Here is a 15,684-nt window from a genome sequence, read left to right as displayed (position 1 = left end):
CGTACAGGTCCAGATGCGGATATCAGGCGTCGTCATCTTTTCGATCGCAGCGCTGTGCCTTGCCGGCTGCACGTCGACCTCCGGCGTCGATGCGCTGCAAGTGCCGTCCAGCGAGACCACCAGCTCGGTTGTGCGGCCGCCAGCGCCGATTGCATCGCCGACGATTGCCGACGCCGCGCCAGCCTTCGCCGACCAGGAGCAGGACGAACAGCCGGTCGCGATGGACGTACCCGACCAGGGCGTCGAACCGCCGGCCGAGGTGATCGCGCTGGTGTCGCCGCCGAAGCGGCTGACACGCGCAGCACCGGCGATGCTTGCCGAGCCGGTCACGCGCTATGGTTTTCGCGACGCCAAGCCGATCAATTTCGGCAAGTCCTCCTCGCCAAGGCGCCTCGCCGTCCATGGCGTCGACGTTTCGCGCTGGCAGGGCAATGTGAACTGGCAAAAGCTGCGCGCCCAGGGCGCCAACTTCGCCTACATCAAGGCGACCGACGGCGGCGATCATCTCGACCCGATGTTTGCCAGGAACTGGCGCAATGCCGACGCCGCCGGCCTGAAGCGCGGCGCCTATCATTTCTTCTACTGGTGCCGCACCGCCGGCGAGCAGGCCGACTGGTTCATCCGCAATGTGCCGCGGGTCGAGGGCGCGCTGCCGCCGGTGATCGACGTCGAGTGGAACGGCGAATCCAGCTGCAAGCGCCGCCCGTCGCGGCAAAAGGTGCTGGAGAAAATGCAGGTGTTCATGGACAAGCTCGAGCGCCACTACGGCCAGCGCCCGATCATCTACACCGCGCCCGACTTCTACCGCGACAACCTGCGCGGCGCCTTCCCGGATTATCCATTCTGGCTGCGCGCCGTGGCCGCCCACCCGTCAAAGGTCTATCCCGGCCGCAAATGGCTGTTCTGGCAATATTCCGGCTCCGGCCTGTCGCACGGGGTGAGGGGCCGCATCGACCTCAATGTGTTCCGTGGCGATGAGAAGGCCTGGCGCGACTGGGTGAGCGGACGGCAGATGGTGGCCGAGGCGGAATGAGGGCGGATGCCGCGGCTAAATGCGTATGCAGGTCGAACGATCTAAGGGTTGATAATACGTAGGGCTTCGGACAAGGTCGATCGGCTATGAGCTGCGCGGCAGGCAAAGAGATGTTCAATGGCGCTACTGACTATAGGTTACGAAGGGTCTGAGATTGCCGATTTTGTATCCGTGCTGAGATCAGCAGGAGTGGAATTGCTGGTCGATGTCAGAGATTTGCCTCTGTCGCGAAAACCCGGCTTCTCCAAAAATTCGCTTAAGAACCATCTTGAAAATTCTGGCATCAATTATCGTCATACAAAGGCTCTCGGCGATCCTAAAGAGGGCAGGCTTGCCGCGCGAAGGGGCGACCGGCAGCGATTTGAGCGAATTTTCAGGAGCCATATCGCAAATGAGACTGCTGAAAAATTAATTCGTGATCTAGCACTGCAGTCCGAAACAAAGAACATATGCCTGATGTGCTTTGAAAGGGATCATAAGGATTGCCATCGCTCTATTGTTTGTGAACAGATATTGAAAATCCGAAAGAATCCAGTTAGAAATCTTGGTGTTCCGAAAGGCTTTTCTCTAAAGGCTGCGTGATTGACATCCCTTTCTCAACGCGGCTCTGCGGTGGTGTTGGTAAAGGCTGCACCTCGCGTTGGAGAGAGTCATGGGGAACTGGTTTGTTGTGCGGGGCTCGATTTTGAGGGCAACTGGATTCGTCTTTATCCTGTAGCCTTCCGGACTCTTGAGGACGCGCAGAAGTTTGGTAGATGGGACACAATTCAATATAATTGGCGTCTCCCTAAGGGTGATCATCGAAGCGAGAGCCGCAGGCTAGAGCATAAATCGTTAGTGATCACGGGCAGATTGTCAGAAAGGTCACGGCCACAATTTATTGCTCGCCACGTTGTTTCCAGCCTCAATGTTGAACTGGATCAAGGTCGAAGTTTGGCGCTCATTCGGCCACAAAACGCGCAGTTTGTAGCTGAAAGAAAAGACCGCCAGACCTTTGAGGCTGAGAAAGCACGGTTTCGTTTGTGGCACGATCAAGAGGCGAATAGCTTGTTTGGATTTTTGGGCAAAGATTTAGTCCCATATGAGCCAGCTCCATTCCTATTCAAGTACAAATATCAAACGGCAGACGGGCCGCGTGAAGGGACCTGTCAGGATTGGGAAATCGAGGCTACTTTCCTCAAGTGGCGGCGGCTGTATGGTGAGGCAGAAACGCTACGAAAAATGGCGGAGCGATTCGGCGCTGAGTATCCGGAAAAAGGCTTTGTTTTGGCTATGGGAACCCACAAGGCGTATCCGCAGTGGCTTATCAACGGGGTGATCCGTCTCAACCATGGGGTTGAGGAAGAGATCCAAGAATCGCTTTTTTGACAGGACCGTTTCCGGTGCGGCGTTGGAGCGGACGCTTGGACGGCGCAATACCTCCCGTATTCGGTCAGGCTGATACTTCGGGCATATCCAGTCCATCGGTTCACAAGCCTTCGATATGAAAGTGTATTGCGTCGCGAATTTTCCGTTTCCACCTCAGGCACTGTCGTATCGGTCGCGATGCAGCCGGGCAGGTCCGGCACGTAACGGAAAAATTGTTTCCGCTTCTTCAATCACCACCGCGTATTGCATTTCGTCACTCCTCAGACCGGATTGTTTGAGGATGCTGTTCAGGGTTCCTGGCGGGTGATTCCACGGCGGCGAGAAAACCTAGCCGCGATTGGATAGGCGGACACGGCGTAGCGGCAACTCTTTCTTTCTCCCTGCTGCGAGATAGCGTAATCTGACAGAAAACTTGGGAACTTAACGCGGGCGTGTCGTTTTCTTAAACGTATGATGTGATGCGGTAGGATATGAAAAAGGCGCGATGTTCGTTCAATGGAATTGGCTATGGCGATCCTGAGAATCGTGCATAAATTAAATGGCCACTTCCAATTGACATACGAGTCTGGCTTAACGAATTGGTGACACGGCGACGCTATATGTTGTGATGCTGGTCACAAGGCACTCTAAATATCGAGGGGAGAAAGGCTGTGGATGCAATGAGTCCGCGAGATGGAAAAATTCCGACTAAGCCATTGCGCGTTGACGATTACGATACCGGTGTCACAGTTGAGTTTGACGTGGTTCCGAGTAGTGCTGAGCCTTTTCGAATTTCAATCACAGGACAATCGGGGCGAACAACAGAATTTCGGTTTGATCGCGATGGGAATGAAACAGGCTCTGAAACGATGATTCAGTCGGGGCCACGGCCTGCAAAAGGCCTTTCGACAAGACCCAAGCTACGCGCCGTCAAATAATCTGAACGAAAAAGGGGCCCTGAGGCCCCTTTTTCTTGTCAGCAAATAAAGTAAAAATTACGCGGTTCGAGCTGCGGGGAATCTCTCGTAGGTCCGTACATGATCGTCGAGGATTTTTTTGCCCACAGCCTTTGGGTCCGAGCAAGGCTCATAACCAAAAATTTCAAGCGCCCGCCTGCCTGTACCGCCCGTTCCCCTATAAATGTCGACCAACCGCTGACGCATAGAGATCATCACGACATCAATGGATTCCAAACTTCCATCCTGATTGAACCAGCAGATCAATCCACGTTCATCCGGAATAAAGTCAAACGCCACACCGATATCAGGATCCAGCAGTGGCATTGCATCAAATGCCGCAACTCGGCTGACTGAAGTCAGCCGAGTGAGAATAATGTCGGTGGTGTTTACCGAATGAAGCCTCATAACCCGAACTCCTCTCCACCACCTGCCCATCACGAACACCCGCTCGTAGCCCCACAAGTATCGCACTTCTCGCACGTCCCGTTCCGCACCATCGTGAAGTTATGGCATTCCGAGCATTCGTTGCCGGTGTAGCCCTGCATCAGCGATTGCTGGCGCCGGTTGGCGGCGAGCGCTTTGGCTTCGGCTGCTTCTTTCGCCGCCTCGTCGGTGAACAGCTCCGTCGGGTCGGAGGCTTCCGCGTAGACGATGTCCTCGACCAGTTCCCTGGCGCGCTCCTCGTAGTCACGCTTGTAGGCGATGGCTTCGTCGCTTGCCGGCTTCAGCGTCAGCACGTTGGAGCCGGAGAAGGCGGTCGGGGCGGTACGGGCCGGAGTTCCGGAGCCCGAACCCGCAAAGCCTTTCGGCTCGGCACCCATGCCCGACACCAGCTTGACCGGCGAGGCACCGCGGGTGAGACCCTTGGAGAAGGGCGTCGCCTTGCCTTCGTTGATGCCGCGCCCGAGTGCGGTCTTGTCGAAGTCCGACTGGTCGACATGGGCGAGGTCGTGGCGGCCGAGATAGGAGACGGCCAGTTCGCGGAACACATAATCGAGGATCGAGGTGGCGTTCTTGATGGCGTCGTTGCCCTGCACCATGCCAGCCGGCTCGAATTTGGTGAAGGTGAAGGCCTCGACGAATTCCTCGAGCGGCACGCCATATTGCAGGCCGAGCGAGATGGCGATGGCGAAGTTGTTCATCATCGCCCGGAAGGCGGCACCTTCCTTGTGCATGTCGATGAAGATCTCGCCGATACGGCCGTCGTCGAACTCGCCGGTCCTGAGATAGACCTTGTGGCCGCCGACGACCGCCTTCTGGGTATAGCCCTTGCGGCGGTTCGGCAGTTTCTCGCGGTCGCGGTAGAGACGCTCGACGACGCGCTCGACGATCTTCTCGGTCACCTGCACGGCACGCTGAGCGGCCGGTGCCGCGATCAGCTGCTCGACGGCTTCGTCCTCGTCCTCTTCGCCATCGGCGAGCAGCGAGGCGTTGAGCGGCTGCGACAGCTTCGAGCCGTCGCGATAGAGCGCATTGGCCTTCAGCGCCAGCTTCCACGACAGCATGTAGGCGCCCTTGGCGTCTTCCACCGTCGCGTCGTTCGGCATGTTGATGGTCTTGGAAATGGCGCCGGAGATGAAGGGCTGCGCCGCCGCCATCATCATGATGTGGCTGTTGATCGACAGCGAACGCTTGCCGATCTTGCCGCACGGGCTGGCGCAGTCGAACACCGGCAGGTGTTCGGCCTTCAGGAACGGCGCGCCTTCCAGCGTCATCGCACCGCAGACATGGATGTTGGCGGCCTCGATGTCCTTCTTGGAAAAGCCCAGCGCCGGCAGCATCTCGAACGAGAAATCGTTGAGCTGCTCGTCGGTGAAGCCGAACGTCTCCTTCACCCAATCGGCACCCAGCGTCCACTGGTTGAAGACGAACTTGATGTCGAAGGCCGATTTCAATGCGGCGTTGAGCGCTGCGATCTTGTCGTCGGTGAAGCCTTTGGCCTTGAGCGAGACGAGGTTGACGCCCGGCGCCTGGTTGAGATTGCCGTGGCCGACGGCATAAGCCTCGATCTCGGCGATCTGGCTCTCGGAATAACCGAGCGTGCGCAGCGCTTCCGGTACGGCGCGGTTGATGATCTTGAAATAGCCGCCGCCGGCGAGCTTCTTGAACTTCACCAGCGCGAAGTCGGGCTCGATGCCGGTGGTATCGCAATCCATCACCAGGCCGATCGTGCCGGTCGGCGCGATCACCGTTGCCTGCGCGTTGCGGTAGCCATGCTCCTCGCCAAGCTCGATGGCGCGGTCCCAGGCCGCCTTGGCATGGTCGGCAAGCTCCTGCTGCTTGAGATCCGAGGCGACCAGCGGCACCGGGTTGACGGCAAGCTTTTCGTAGCCGTCCCTTTCGCCATAGGCAGCACGGCGATGGTTGCGCATGACGCGCAGCATGTTCTGCGCATTGCGGTCATAGTCGGGGAAGGCGCCGAGCTCGGCGGCCATTTCAGCCGAAGTGGCATAGGCCGTGCCGGTCATGATCGCGGTGAGGGCGGCGCAGATGGCGCGGCCCTCGTCGGAATCATAGGGAATACCCGAGGTCATCAGCAGGCCGCCGATATTGGCGTAGCCGAGGCCGAGCGTGCGGTACTCGTAGGAAAGCTTAGCGATCTCCTTCGACGGGAACTGCGCCATCATGACCGAGATTTCCAGGACCATGGTCCACAGCCGCACCGTGTGCTCGTAGGCGGCAATGTCGATCGTGCCGTCCGCATTGCGGTAGGGCAGGAGGTTGATCGACGCCAGGTTGCAGGCGGTGTCGTCGAGGAACATGTATTCCGAGCACGGGTTGGACGCCCGGATCGCACCGGCCGAGGCGCAGGTGTGCCAGTCGTTCATTGTCGTGTTGAAATGCAGGCCCGGATCGGCCGACGCCCACGCGGCATAGCCGATCTTTTCCCAGAGATCGCGCGCCTTCAGCGTCTTCAGCACCTTGCCGTCCTTGCGGGCGGTGAGATGCCAGTCGCCATCCTGCTCGACGGCGCGCAGGAAATCGTCCTTCAGCGACACCGAATTGTTGGAGTTCTGGCCGGAAACGGTGAGATAGGCGTCGGAATCCCAGTCGGTGTCGTAGGTCTTGAACGACATCGAGGTGTAGCCCTGCTTGGCGAACTGGATGACGCGGTAGATGTAGTTCTCCGGCACCGCATCCTTCTTGGCCGCCTTGATCTCGCGCTTCAGCGCGGTGTTGACCGCCGGATCGAAGCAATCCTCGCCATTGCCTTCGCAGTTGATGCAGGCCTTCATGATCGCTTCGAGGTGCTTCTTGACGATCTTCGAGCCGGTGACCAGCGAGGCGACCTTCTGCTCCTCATTGACCTTCCAGTCGATGAATTCCTCGATGTCGGGATGATCGGCGTCGACGATGACCATTTTCGCGGCGCGACGCGTCGTGCCGCCCGACTTGATGGCGCCCGCCGCGCGGTCGCCGATCTTGAGGAAGCTCATCAGCCCCGACGAGCGGCCGCCGCCCGACAGCTTTTCGCCTTCGCCGCGCAGGAACGAGAAGTTGGAGCCGGTGCCGGAGCCGTATTTGAACAGGCGCGCCTCACGCACCCACAGGTCCATGATGCCGCCTTCGTTGACGAGATCGTCCTGCACGCCCTGGATGAAGCAGGCATGCGGCTGCGGATGCTCGTAGGAAGACTTCGACTTGGTCAGCTTGCCGGTGAACGGGTCGACATAGAAATGGCCCTGGCTGGGACCGTCGATGCCATAGGCCCAGTGCAGGCCGGTGTTGAACCATTGCGGCGAATTCGGCGCGACGCGCTGGGTGGCCAGCATATAGGCGAGCTCGTCGCGGAAGGCGCGCGCGTCTTCCTCCGACTTGAAGTAGCCGCCCTTCCAGCCCCAATAGGTCCAGGTACCGGCAAGCCGGTCGAAGACCTGGCGGGCGTCGGTCTCGGAACCGTAGCGCTCGGCTTCCGGCAGCTTGGCCAGTTCAGCCTCGTCAGCGACGGAGCGCCACAGGAAGGAGGGGACTTGCGTCTCCTCGACCTTCTTCAGCCGTGCCGGGACGCCCGCCTTGCGGAAATATTTCTGCGCCAGGATATCGGCGGCAACCTGGGAGAACTGCGCCGGCACGTCGATGTTGTCCAAGCGGAACACCACCGACCCATCCGGATTCTTGATCTCCGAAAGCGCCTTGCGGAATTCGATCTCCGCGTAAGCTGATTGCCCTGGCTTGGTGAAACGACGCTCGATGCGCATTGGTCCGGTCCCTTTTGTCTACATATAGCGCTTTTCCCAGAGGATTTCTGCCCTCTTGACGAAACGCGCATGGCCGCCGTCTGCCGGCGTTCGAAAACCGCCGGCTCTCATCGTCACAGTCTCCGCCGCCCTGCCGGTCGAACCTCTTGCGAGGCCCGCTGTCCAACGCGCTCACGGACCCTGTGGGTCCCTCAAAACTGAAAACTTTTTGCAACGCCCTCGATCGAGGGAACTTCACATTATCTAGCGTCGAACCTACCTGCAAACACTAAATATAGTATTAACAGACAATTTATTCAAGTCCGACAATCCTCCCTTTCGCCCCAAAAGAGCTTCAAAATTCCACGCCTTCGCCGGCCTCGTGAACAGGCGGGAATGCGGCTCAAAACGCACATATTCCGGGAAAAAGACCGGCCTCGAAACTCTTCCGGTCGCACTCTCAACAGGAGCGCATGGCCTATAAAAGGCGACTCGTTTTGCGGCGTCAAGGATTCGTTTGCGTAGCTTTTATGACCCCAACATCTTGTGTGTCACATATGTGGATAACGGGGATAGAAGCGGAGCGCGGCGAGGGAGGTTCGGCTCCGCGGAGCGGCACCCTGACGCGGCTATGCGCGGCTCGGGCTCAGGAGAACCGGCGTGGATCGGCGCAGAAATGGGCGATGATCTGGCAAAGGTCCGGTTCATGCACCATGCGCATAGCCTCGGCGGCGCTGACCCACTTGCGGGTGCGTGCCCGCTTTTCCTTCCATCGGTCGGCGACCTTGTCGACCTCCAGCGGGAACACCAGCACCTCGCACGGCACTTCCTCGCCGGAATCCAGCACCTTGGCATAGAAATAGCGGCCGGCCTCGTGATGCGAGATCGTGCCGCGCAGCCCGGCCTCCTCGCCGGCCTCGCGCGCCGCCGCCTCGCAAAGCGGCTCCTTTGCTTCCGGCCAGCCCTTGGGAAGCACCCAGCGGCCGGTATCGCGGCTGGTGATCAGCATGATTTCGACGCCGTCGCCGCTATCGCGCCAGGGCAGGGCTGCAACCTGCAGGCGGGACGGCACCGTGCCGAAGAGTCGCCGGACCCTTTCGGCCAGATGGTTGTGCGTCGTTGGCCTTGTCAACATCGGAGAAGCTTGCCCCAGCTTCCAGAATCGTTTGCCGTCTTACGAATCTTACGGCTAATCATGAGCAATAAAAGTAAAAAATCTTTCATGGACCAACGAAATTGCGCCAATTGCGCCGGTCTCGACCAAATGACGCGGCCGCGCGAGCATCACGCCGGCATTTTGTCGGTCGCGGATGGTGCCTTGGGCGACCGGCTGCAATGAGCGGCGTTGCCGCGAATCAGCCGGCGTGGTCGTCGGCGATCGGCTTTTGGTAGGTGAAGCCCATGTCCCAAGGGAAATAGATCCAGGTGTCCTGGCTGACCTCGGTAACGAAAGTGTCGACCATCGGCCTGCCTTTCGGCTTGGCATAGACGGTGGCGAAATGCGCCTTGGGCATCATCGCGCGCACGATGCCCGCCGTCTTGCCGGTGTCGGTGAGGTCGTCGATGATCAGCACGCCGGCGCCGTCATCGGCGAGCAGCGCCGGCGTGATCTCCTTCAGCACCTGCAACTGCCCTTGGCTGGTATAGTCGTGGTATGAGGCAACGCAGACTGTCTCGATGATGCGGATGCCAAGCTCGCGCGAAATAATGGCGGCCGGAACCAGGCCGCCGCGCGTGATGCAGACGATCGCCTTCCATTGCCCCTTGTTGGCGCCGGCAAGCCGCCAGGCGAGCGCGCGCGCATCGCGGTGGAACTGGTCCCAGGAGACCGGGAAGGCTTTTTCGGGCAGGGACATCTTTCGCGCACTCCGCAAAGCGCGCATCGCGCGCAGACACTATGGAATGCGCGCGGAATTAACTGGAAAGGCTTGCCCTTGGCAAGGGGAGTGGCAAAGCTATCCCTGTGAACCTAGAGCCTGTTCCATCCCGACCTAATCGGGATGGGGCTCTATTCTTTTTTCTTGAGCATGATCTTTCCGAAAACCGGATTCCACTTTTCGGGATCATGCTCTACCGCGACAGGAAAGCCGCCACCGGGGCGGTGCGCAGCACCGTCCGTGTCACTCCGCCGAACAGCAGCTGGCGCAGCCAGGAATGGCTGTAGGCGCCGAGCACGAGCAGGTCCGCACCCGACTCGGCGACCCTGGTCTGGATGATGTCGTCGACCGAGGCGCCGCCGGACCTCAGCACCGAGACGCTGACGGTCGCGCCGTGCCTGGACAGCGAGGCGGCGATCTCTGCGCCGGCCGTTTCCGGCGCCTCGTCGAGCGTATCCGGCGGGTCGATGACGACGATGTCCGTCTTCTCGGCCTCGATGATGAAGGGCAGGGCATCGAAGGCGGCGCGCGCGGCTTCCTTGCTGCCGTTCCAGGCGAGCAGCACATGCTTGAAGCTGGTCACCAGCGGACCCGAATGCGGCACCACCAGCACCGGCCGGCCGGCATCGTAGACCAGCGTGTCGACGTCCGCGCTCGGGTCGCTGCCGGATTCGCGCTGCGCGGCGATGATCAGGTCCGCGGTGCGAACAGTCGAGATGCCGGTCAGCGCACTGTCGCCGGAAAAACTCTCGAGGCTGCGCCACTCGAACGACAGGCCGGAATTCTCGATGCGCTTGTAAAAGGCGGCCTGCAACTTCTCGGCGCGCTCCCGGTTCATGTCGGCGGAAACCTGCAGGAACTCGGTGTCCGGAAAGCCGGTGGCCGAGGTGTAGGGCACGGGCAGCGCCTCTGCATGAATACCGATCAGATGGCTCTGGAATCGGCTGGCCAGCGGGATCGCGCAGTCGAGGACGCGCTCGGCATCCTGTTCATTCTGCAATATGGCAACGATGGTCTTGAAGCGCATGGCAATCCCTCAGTTTTACGGCGATCCCACTCGTGACAAACGTCACTGCGCGATGCTGGTTCCGTCAGGCCGGCCGATCAGCCCACCCTGCTTGCCCTGGTCAAGCTCGCCACCATAGCCTCTACGTCGGCGCGTGCCGAGTCCAGCGCCTGCTGGCTGCGGGCCCGCACCACCAGTTCCGTCCAGAACTTGCCGTCGCCATATTTCGGGTAGGAGCCGATGATCGTGTCCGGATGCGCCTTCTGGATGTCGCCCAGCGGCCCGCCGATCAGGCCTTCACCGAACGGGCATTCCACGGTTGCCGACAGCATTTTGGTGCCGGCCCTCAATGTCGGCACGACATTGTCGAGCATCGCCTGGAAAATCGCCGGCACGCCGGCCATGACATGGACGTTGCCAATGCGAAAGCCCGGCGCAACCGACACCGGGTTGTCGATGTGGTCTGCCCCGCGCGGCATCCGCGCCATGCGCTTGCGTGCTTCGGTGTATTCGATGCCGCGGGCGGCGTAGCTTGCCTCCAGCAGGGCGTAGGCCCTGGCGTCGTATTCGCATGGCACGCCAAAGGCCTTGGCAACCGAATCGGCGGTGATGTCGTCATGTGTTGGGCCGATGCCGCCGGTGGTGAAGACATAGGTGTAGCGGGCGCGCAGCGCATTCACTGCAGCGACGATCTCGTCTTCCTCGTCCGCAACGATGCGCACTTCTTTCAGGTCGATGCCGATCGCCGTCATGATGTCGGCGAGGTGGCCGATGTTCTTGTCCTTGGTGCGGCCGGACAGAATCTCGTCGCCGATGACGAGCATGGCGGCAGTGACGATTTCGGTCATGATTGGCTCCGGCAAACGGGTCGCCTGAGATAGCGCGACGGACGGCCGGCGGCAATGCCGCCAAACGACGGATCCATCTGTGCCACCTCCCTTGCCGTGGACCCTTCGGCGGGTGATGCTGCGTGCCGGTTTGGAGCCTTGAGCAAGACATGCCGGTACCGATTCTGCTATGGCTGCCCGGCGCGCTGCTTCTGCTGGCGCTCGTCATGGCAGCCTATCCTCTGCTGGCGACGCGGCGGATTGCGGCGAAGGCCGAAAGGCTGGTGCCGGCCAGCGGAAAATTCATCGAGATCGACGGCAACCGCATTCATTATGTCGAGACGGGCGAGGGGCGGCCGATCGTCTTCCTCCACGGCCTCGGCGCGCAGCTTCATCAATTCGGCCACACGCTGTTCGGACGGTTCGGCCCGAACTATCGGCTGATTGCGCTCGACCGTCCTGGCTCCGGCTATTCGGTGCGGGCCAGGGGCGCCAGCGGACGGCTGCCCGAGCAGGCCGAGATCGTACGGCGTTTCATCGAGGCGCTCGGGCTGGAAAAGCCTCTGGTCGTCGGTCATTCGCTGGGTGGCGCCATCGGGCTGACGCTGGCTGTCGAGCGTCCAGAGGCGATTTCCGGTATCGCCTTGCTGGCGCCGCTGACCCATCTGGAGCCGGACGCGCGCGAGAAGTTCGGCCCGCTATACGTCAAGTCGTCGCTGCGGCGGCGGATCATGGCTCATACGGTGGCGATCCCGGCGGCTCTCAAATATGCCGAACCGACGCTTGCCTTCATCTTTGCACCGCAGACGGCGCCGGCCGACTATATGGTCGAGGGCGGCGGCTGGTGCGGGCTGAGGCCAAGCCATTTCTACGCGACATCGACCGACGTCGTGGCCATTGAGCACGACCTTGGCCGCATCGAGCAACGCTATCGCGAGATCGCCATGCCGGCCGGCATTCTGTTTGGTGCTTCCGACCAGGTGCTGGGCATCGACACCCATGGCTGGCCGCTGATGGAAAAGATCAGCGGGCTCGATTTCGAGCCGGTCGAGGGGCTTGGCCACATGCCACAATTCGTCGAGCCGGAACGGGTCGTCGCTTTCATCGAACGCATTGCCGACCGCGCATTTGCGCCGAAGTCCGACACCGCCAGCTGACACCTCCCGCAACCCTCGCGCATTCCTGACCATGCCGGCTATTCCTTCACGGCTCCGGTCATCGAGGAAACATAGTGCTCGACAAAGAACGAATAGAGCACCACGACCGGCAATGAACCGATCAGCGCTCCCGCCATCAGCGCCCCCCATTCATAGACGTCCGAGCGCACCAGCTCGGTGAGCACGCCGACCGGCACGGTCTTGTTTTCGGACGACTGGATGAAGGTCAAGGCATAGATGAACTCGTTCCATGACAGGGTGAATGCGAAGATGCCGGCGGAAATCAGCCCCGGCACCGACAGCGGCAGCACGATCTTGGTGAGGATCTGCCAGCGGCTCGCGCCGTCGATCAGCGCGCATTCTTCCAGCTCGAACGGGATCGAGCGGAAGTAACCCATCAGCAGCCAGGTGCAGAACGGGATCAGGAAGGTCGGATAGGTGAGGATGAGCGCGAAGGGCGTGTCGTAAAGCCCAAGGTTGAACACCATCACCGACAGCGGAATGAACAGGATCGAGGGCGGTACGAGATAGGCGAGGAACACCGCGAGGCCGACCTGCCGCGCCCCGGAGAACCGCAAGCGTTCGATCGCATAGGCAGCGAACACGGCAGCCAGCAGCGACAGGAACGTGGCGGCGGTCGAAATGATGATCGTGTTGAGCAGCCAGCCCGGATAGGATGTCTCGAAGAGCAGGTAGCGGATATGCTCGAGCGTCGGATGCACCACCCAGAACGGATTGAAATTGGCGTAGTCGGTCATCTCGAGGTTGGGCTTAACCGCCGTGATCGTCATCCAGTAGAACGGAAACAACAGCACGATGACGAAGATCAGCAACGGCAGGTAGACCGTCACCACGCGGCGCGGCACGCTCTGCAGGTAGCCCATGCCGCCTTCGTCGAGTTCCGGGCGTTTGCTTGTATCGATCGCGGTCATGTCAATCTCCGCCGCCCTGCTGCCATTTGCGGCGCTGCAGGCCAAAGTAGCTGAACAGGATCGCCGCCAGCAGGAACGGGATCATGGCGACTGCGATCGCGGCGCCTTCGCCAAGCTGGCCTCCGGAAATGCCGCGCTGGAACGACAGCGTCGCCATCAAATGGGTGGCGTTGACCGGCCCGCCGCGCGTCAGCACATAGATCAGCTGGAAATCGGTGAAGGTGAACAGCACCGAAAACGTCATGGTGATGGCTATGATCGGCGTCAGCAGCGGCAGCGTCACATAGCGGAACAATTGCCAGCGGCTGGCGCCGTCGAGCGTGGCGGCCTCGTAGAGCGACTGCGGAATCGTCTGCAGGCCCGCAAGCAGCGTTATCGCCACGAAAGGAATGCCGCGCCAGACATTGGCGGCGATGACCGAAGCCCGCGCATTCTCCGGATCGCCGAGGAAGTTGATGCGATGGTCGATCAGGCCCATTTCCATAAGCGCCCAGGACAGGATCGAGAACTGGGAATCGTAGATCCACCAGAAGGCGATCGCCGACAGCACGGTCGGCACCACCCAGGGGAGCAGGACGATCGCGCGGAAGAACGATTTGAACGGCAGGTTCTGGTTGAGGATAAGCGCCAGCCACAGGCCGAGCGCAAACTTCAGGATCGAGGCGCTGATCGTGTAGAGCAATGTGTTGAAGACGGAGAGCCAGAAGACGGCGTCGTCCCACAGATATTCGTAGTTCTCGATGCCGATGAAGATGCCGGGGCGGCCGATGCGGGCATCGGTGAAGCCGAGCCAGACGCCGAGCCCGAGCGGATAGGTCAGGAAGACCAGCAGCAGTGCCGCCGCCGGCAGCATGAAGCCGAAGCCAAGCGCGTTATGACTTTCAGACACGAACGTCAAAATGCGCGACAGCGTCGACCGGCGTGGCTGAGCGGCAGCGGAGGTCACGGCCATGGGTCGGCTCCTCTAGGGTCTCATTGAACGGCCGGGCGGCCATGCGCGATTCGAAGCCGGGCAGCATGGCCGCCCGGCTGAATCCGGCTCAAACGCGATAGTAGCGGTTTGCGCGCTTCTCGGCTTCTTCCATCGCTTCTTGCGGCGTCGCCTGGCCGGTCACCGCCTTGGCGAACATATCGACCAGCACATAGTCGGCCATGGTCGCCGCCGAGGCATAGCCAAGCGGGCCGGCATAGCCGTTGGGCCGCAGCGTCGCCGAGGCCTTGGCGTAGGCGGCATTGTTCGGATCGGCCGTCCACACCGGGTTGTTGTCGAAGGCTTTGAGCGTCTGGCAGCAATAGCCCGCCGAGGACGTGATCCACTTGGCCATTTGCGGTTCCTCGAACATGAACTGCAGATAGGCCTTGGCCGCGTTGGGGTAGGGCGTGTAGTCGAAGATCACGGCCGTGGTCACCTGGAACAGCTCGACGGATTTCCCGACCGGACCGATCGGCAGGTTGGTGGTGCGGATGTCCTTGGCCATCTCGGCCAGTTTCGGATCCTTGTCCTTGTTGATCTTGGCGGTGTTGTAGGCCGAAATGCCGTTGGCGATGACGCTCAATTCGCCGGCCAGGAAGGCGCGGTTGTTGTTGACGTCGAGCCAGCTTTCGGTACCGGGAATGAAGGTCTTGTAGAGCTCCTGCGCGTATTCGATCGCCTTCAGCGTTTCGGGGCTGTTGATCGTCACCTTGCTGCTCTCGTCGACCATTTTGCCGCCGTGGCTCCACAGCAGCCAGTGGGCGTAGTTGTTGCCGTCGCCGACGCCGTGGCCGTGTGTGAAGCCGGCCGGATGGCCCTTCGCCTGCAACGCCTTGCAAAGTTCGAGCAAGCCTGCCGTGTCCTTCGGAAATTCGGAGAAGCCGGCCTCCTTCACCCAGCTTTCGCGATAGACGATGGCATTGCCGATGGTGGCCAGCGGCAGGCCGAGGAATTTGCCTTGCCGTGTGGCATATTGGTGCGGTCCATCGTGCCAGCCGCCATATTTCGAGCCGAGATATTCGCCCAGTTCCGACACGTCGTGCAGCTTGTCGGGATATTGGTGCGGATCGTCGAACCAGACGAACATCAGGTCCGGGCCGGAGCCGACATTGGCGGCGACCGCCGCCTTGGGGCGGATGTCCTCCCAGCTTTCCTTGTCGACGCGGACCTCGACGCCGGTCGCTTCGGTGAAGCGCTTGGTGTTGGCCAGCCATTGATCCTCGTCGCCCTGCACGAAGGGCGACCAGCGCAGCAGCCTGAGCTTGGCGCCGTCCTCGGGCTTGTACTTCAATCCCTCCTGGGCAAAGGCGGGAGAGCCGATGAGCCGGCTTCCCAAGGCTCCCGCCGCCGCGCCGGCGGTGGTGCGGATCACGTCGCGTCTGGTGAATTTCATGC

13 protein-coding genes are annotated in these 15,684 nt (G+C 60.8%); 4 read left to right on the top strand and 9 right to left on the bottom strand.

Going from position 1 to position 15,684, the window contains the following annotated elements; genetic code table 11:
* Positions 1-13 precede the first annotated feature (13 nt).
* The 3 genes from AC0L2Y_RS10120 to AC0L2Y_RS10110 all read left to right on the top strand — a co-directional run bounded on the left by AC0L2Y_RS10120 (position 14) and on the right by AC0L2Y_RS10110 (position 2,401).
* A complete protein-coding gene (locus AC0L2Y_RS10120) occupies positions 14-1,033 on the top strand; it encodes a glycoside hydrolase family 25 protein (protein WP_473555796.1) in 1,020 nt (339 codons plus the stop codon).
* Positions 1,034-1,150: 117 nt separating this feature from the next.
* On the top strand, positions 1,151-1,615 hold the full coding sequence (locus AC0L2Y_RS10115) for a DUF488 domain-containing protein (RefSeq protein WP_473555795.1): 465 nt from the start codon (positions 1,151-1,153) through the stop codon (positions 1,613-1,615).
* A complete protein-coding gene (locus tag AC0L2Y_RS10110; protein ID WP_473555793.1) occupies positions 1,616-2,401 on the top strand; it encodes a hypothetical protein in 786 nt (261 codons plus the stop codon).
* A gap of 974 nt (positions 2,402-3,375) precedes the next feature.
* Here AC0L2Y_RS10110 and AC0L2Y_RS10105 read toward each other — a convergent pair.
* The 6 genes from AC0L2Y_RS10105 to AC0L2Y_RS10080 form a co-directional block, all read right to left on the bottom strand.
* The gene (locus AC0L2Y_RS10105; RefSeq protein ID WP_473555790.1) at positions 3,376-3,744 is read right to left on the bottom strand and encodes a hypothetical protein; all 369 of its coding nucleotides are present in this window, start codon (positions 3,742-3,744) and stop codon (positions 3,376-3,378) included.
* A gap of 29 nt (positions 3,745-3,773) precedes the next feature.
* Positions 3,774-7,538 (bottom strand): vitamin B12-dependent ribonucleotide reductase, encoded by a 3,765-nt coding sequence (locus tag AC0L2Y_RS10100; RefSeq protein WP_473555789.1) that lies wholly within the window; start codon positions 7,536-7,538, stop codon positions 3,774-3,776.
* 625 nt (positions 7,539-8,163) lie between these two features.
* A complete protein-coding gene (locus tag AC0L2Y_RS10095; RefSeq protein ID WP_473555788.1) occupies positions 8,164-8,652 on the bottom strand; it encodes an NUDIX hydrolase in 489 nt (162 codons plus the stop codon).
* Positions 8,653-8,872: 220 nt separating this feature from the next.
* On the bottom strand, positions 8,873-9,373 hold the full coding sequence (gene gpt, locus AC0L2Y_RS10090) for a xanthine phosphoribosyltransferase (RefSeq protein ID WP_352493399.1): 501 nt from the start codon (positions 9,371-9,373) through the stop codon (positions 8,873-8,875).
* Positions 9,374-9,587: 214 nt separating this feature from the next.
* Positions 9,588-10,421, bottom strand: coding sequence for a universal stress protein (locus AC0L2Y_RS10085; protein ID WP_352493398.1), 834 nt, complete (start codon positions 10,419-10,421; stop codon positions 9,588-9,590).
* A 77-nt stretch (positions 10,422-10,498) separates the two neighbouring features.
* Positions 10,499-11,248, bottom strand: a complete 750-nt coding sequence (locus AC0L2Y_RS10080) for a competence/damage-inducible protein A (protein WP_473555785.1) — start codon at positions 11,246-11,248, stop codon at positions 10,499-10,501.
* Positions 11,249-11,397: 149 nt separating this feature from the next.
* Here AC0L2Y_RS10080 and AC0L2Y_RS10075 point away from each other — a divergent pair, with 149 nt between their 5' ends.
* Positions 11,398-12,384 (top strand): alpha/beta fold hydrolase, encoded by a 987-nt coding sequence (locus tag AC0L2Y_RS10075; protein WP_473555783.1) that lies wholly within the window; start codon positions 11,398-11,400, stop codon positions 12,382-12,384.
* Between the two features lie 38 nt (positions 12,385-12,422).
* On the opposite strand, the gene AC0L2Y_RS10070 is transcribed toward AC0L2Y_RS10075, so the two are convergent.
* From AC0L2Y_RS10070 to AC0L2Y_RS10060, 3 genes are all read right to left on the bottom strand, one after another.
* Positions 12,423-13,316 carry a carbohydrate ABC transporter permease gene (locus tag AC0L2Y_RS10070; RefSeq protein ID WP_473555782.1) on the bottom strand — a complete coding sequence of 298 codons (894 nt, stop codon included), beginning with the start codon at positions 13,314-13,316 and terminating at the stop codon, positions 12,423-12,425.
* Position 13,317: 1 nt separating this feature from the next.
* Positions 13,318-14,169 (bottom strand): carbohydrate ABC transporter permease, encoded by an 852-nt coding sequence (locus AC0L2Y_RS10065; RefSeq protein ID WP_376705884.1) that lies wholly within the window; start codon positions 14,167-14,169, stop codon positions 13,318-13,320.
* A 187-nt stretch (positions 14,170-14,356) separates the two neighbouring features.
* A complete protein-coding gene (locus tag AC0L2Y_RS10060) occupies positions 14,357-15,682 on the bottom strand; it encodes an ABC transporter substrate-binding protein (RefSeq protein WP_473555779.1) in 1,326 nt (441 codons plus the stop codon).
* Between the last annotated feature and the right edge of the window lie 2 nt (positions 15,683-15,684).

The sequence above is a fragment of the Mesorhizobium sp. WSM4830 genome, assembly GCF_055811495.1.
The sequence above is the reverse complement of the archived record's forward strand: the minus strand, read 5'-3'. Positions and strand labels throughout refer to the sequence as shown.

What these genes read in the sequence shown, in the direction of transcription:
- AC0L2Y_RS10120 (WP_473555796.1), top strand. Translation starts at nt 14, where the DNA reads ATGCGGATATCAGGCGTCGTCATCTTTTCGATCGCAGCGCTGTGCCTT.
- AC0L2Y_RS10115 (WP_473555795.1), top strand. Translation starts at nt 1,151, where the DNA reads ATGGCGCTACTGACTATAGGTTACGAAGGGTCTGAGATTGCCGATTTT.
- AC0L2Y_RS10105 (WP_473555790.1), bottom strand. Translation starts at nt 3,744, where the DNA reads ATGAGGCTTCATTCGGTAAACACCACCGACATTATTCTCACTCGGCTG.
- AC0L2Y_RS10100 (WP_473555789.1), bottom strand. Translation starts at nt 7,538, where the DNA reads ATGCGCATCGAGCGTCGTTTCACCAAGCCAGGGCAATCAGCTTACGCG.
- AC0L2Y_RS10095 (WP_473555788.1), bottom strand. Translation starts at nt 8,652, where the DNA reads ATGTTGACAAGGCCAACGACGCACAACCATCTGGCCGAAAGGGTCCGG.
- gpt (WP_352493399.1), bottom strand. Translation starts at nt 9,373, where the DNA reads ATGTCCCTGCCCGAAAAAGCCTTCCCGGTCTCCTGGGACCAGTTCCAC.
- AC0L2Y_RS10085 (WP_352493398.1), bottom strand. Translation starts at nt 10,421, where the DNA reads ATGCGCTTCAAGACCATCGTTGCCATATTGCAGAATGAACAGGATGCC.
- AC0L2Y_RS10080 (WP_473555785.1), bottom strand. Translation starts at nt 11,248, where the DNA reads ATGACCGAAATCGTCACTGCCGCCATGCTCGTCATCGGCGACGAGATT.
- AC0L2Y_RS10075 (WP_473555783.1), top strand. Translation starts at nt 11,398, where the DNA reads ATGCCGGTACCGATTCTGCTATGGCTGCCCGGCGCGCTGCTTCTGCTG.
- AC0L2Y_RS10070 (WP_473555782.1), bottom strand. Translation starts at nt 13,316, where the DNA reads ATGACCGCGATCGATACAAGCAAACGCCCGGAACTCGACGAAGGCGGC.
- AC0L2Y_RS10065 (WP_376705884.1), bottom strand. Translation starts at nt 14,169, where the DNA reads ATGCTGCCGGCGGCGGCACTGCTGCTGGTCTTCCTGACCTATCCGCTC.
- AC0L2Y_RS10060 (WP_473555779.1), bottom strand. Translation starts at nt 15,682, where the DNA reads ATGAAATTCACCAGACGCGACGTGATCCGCACCACCGCCGGCGCGGCG.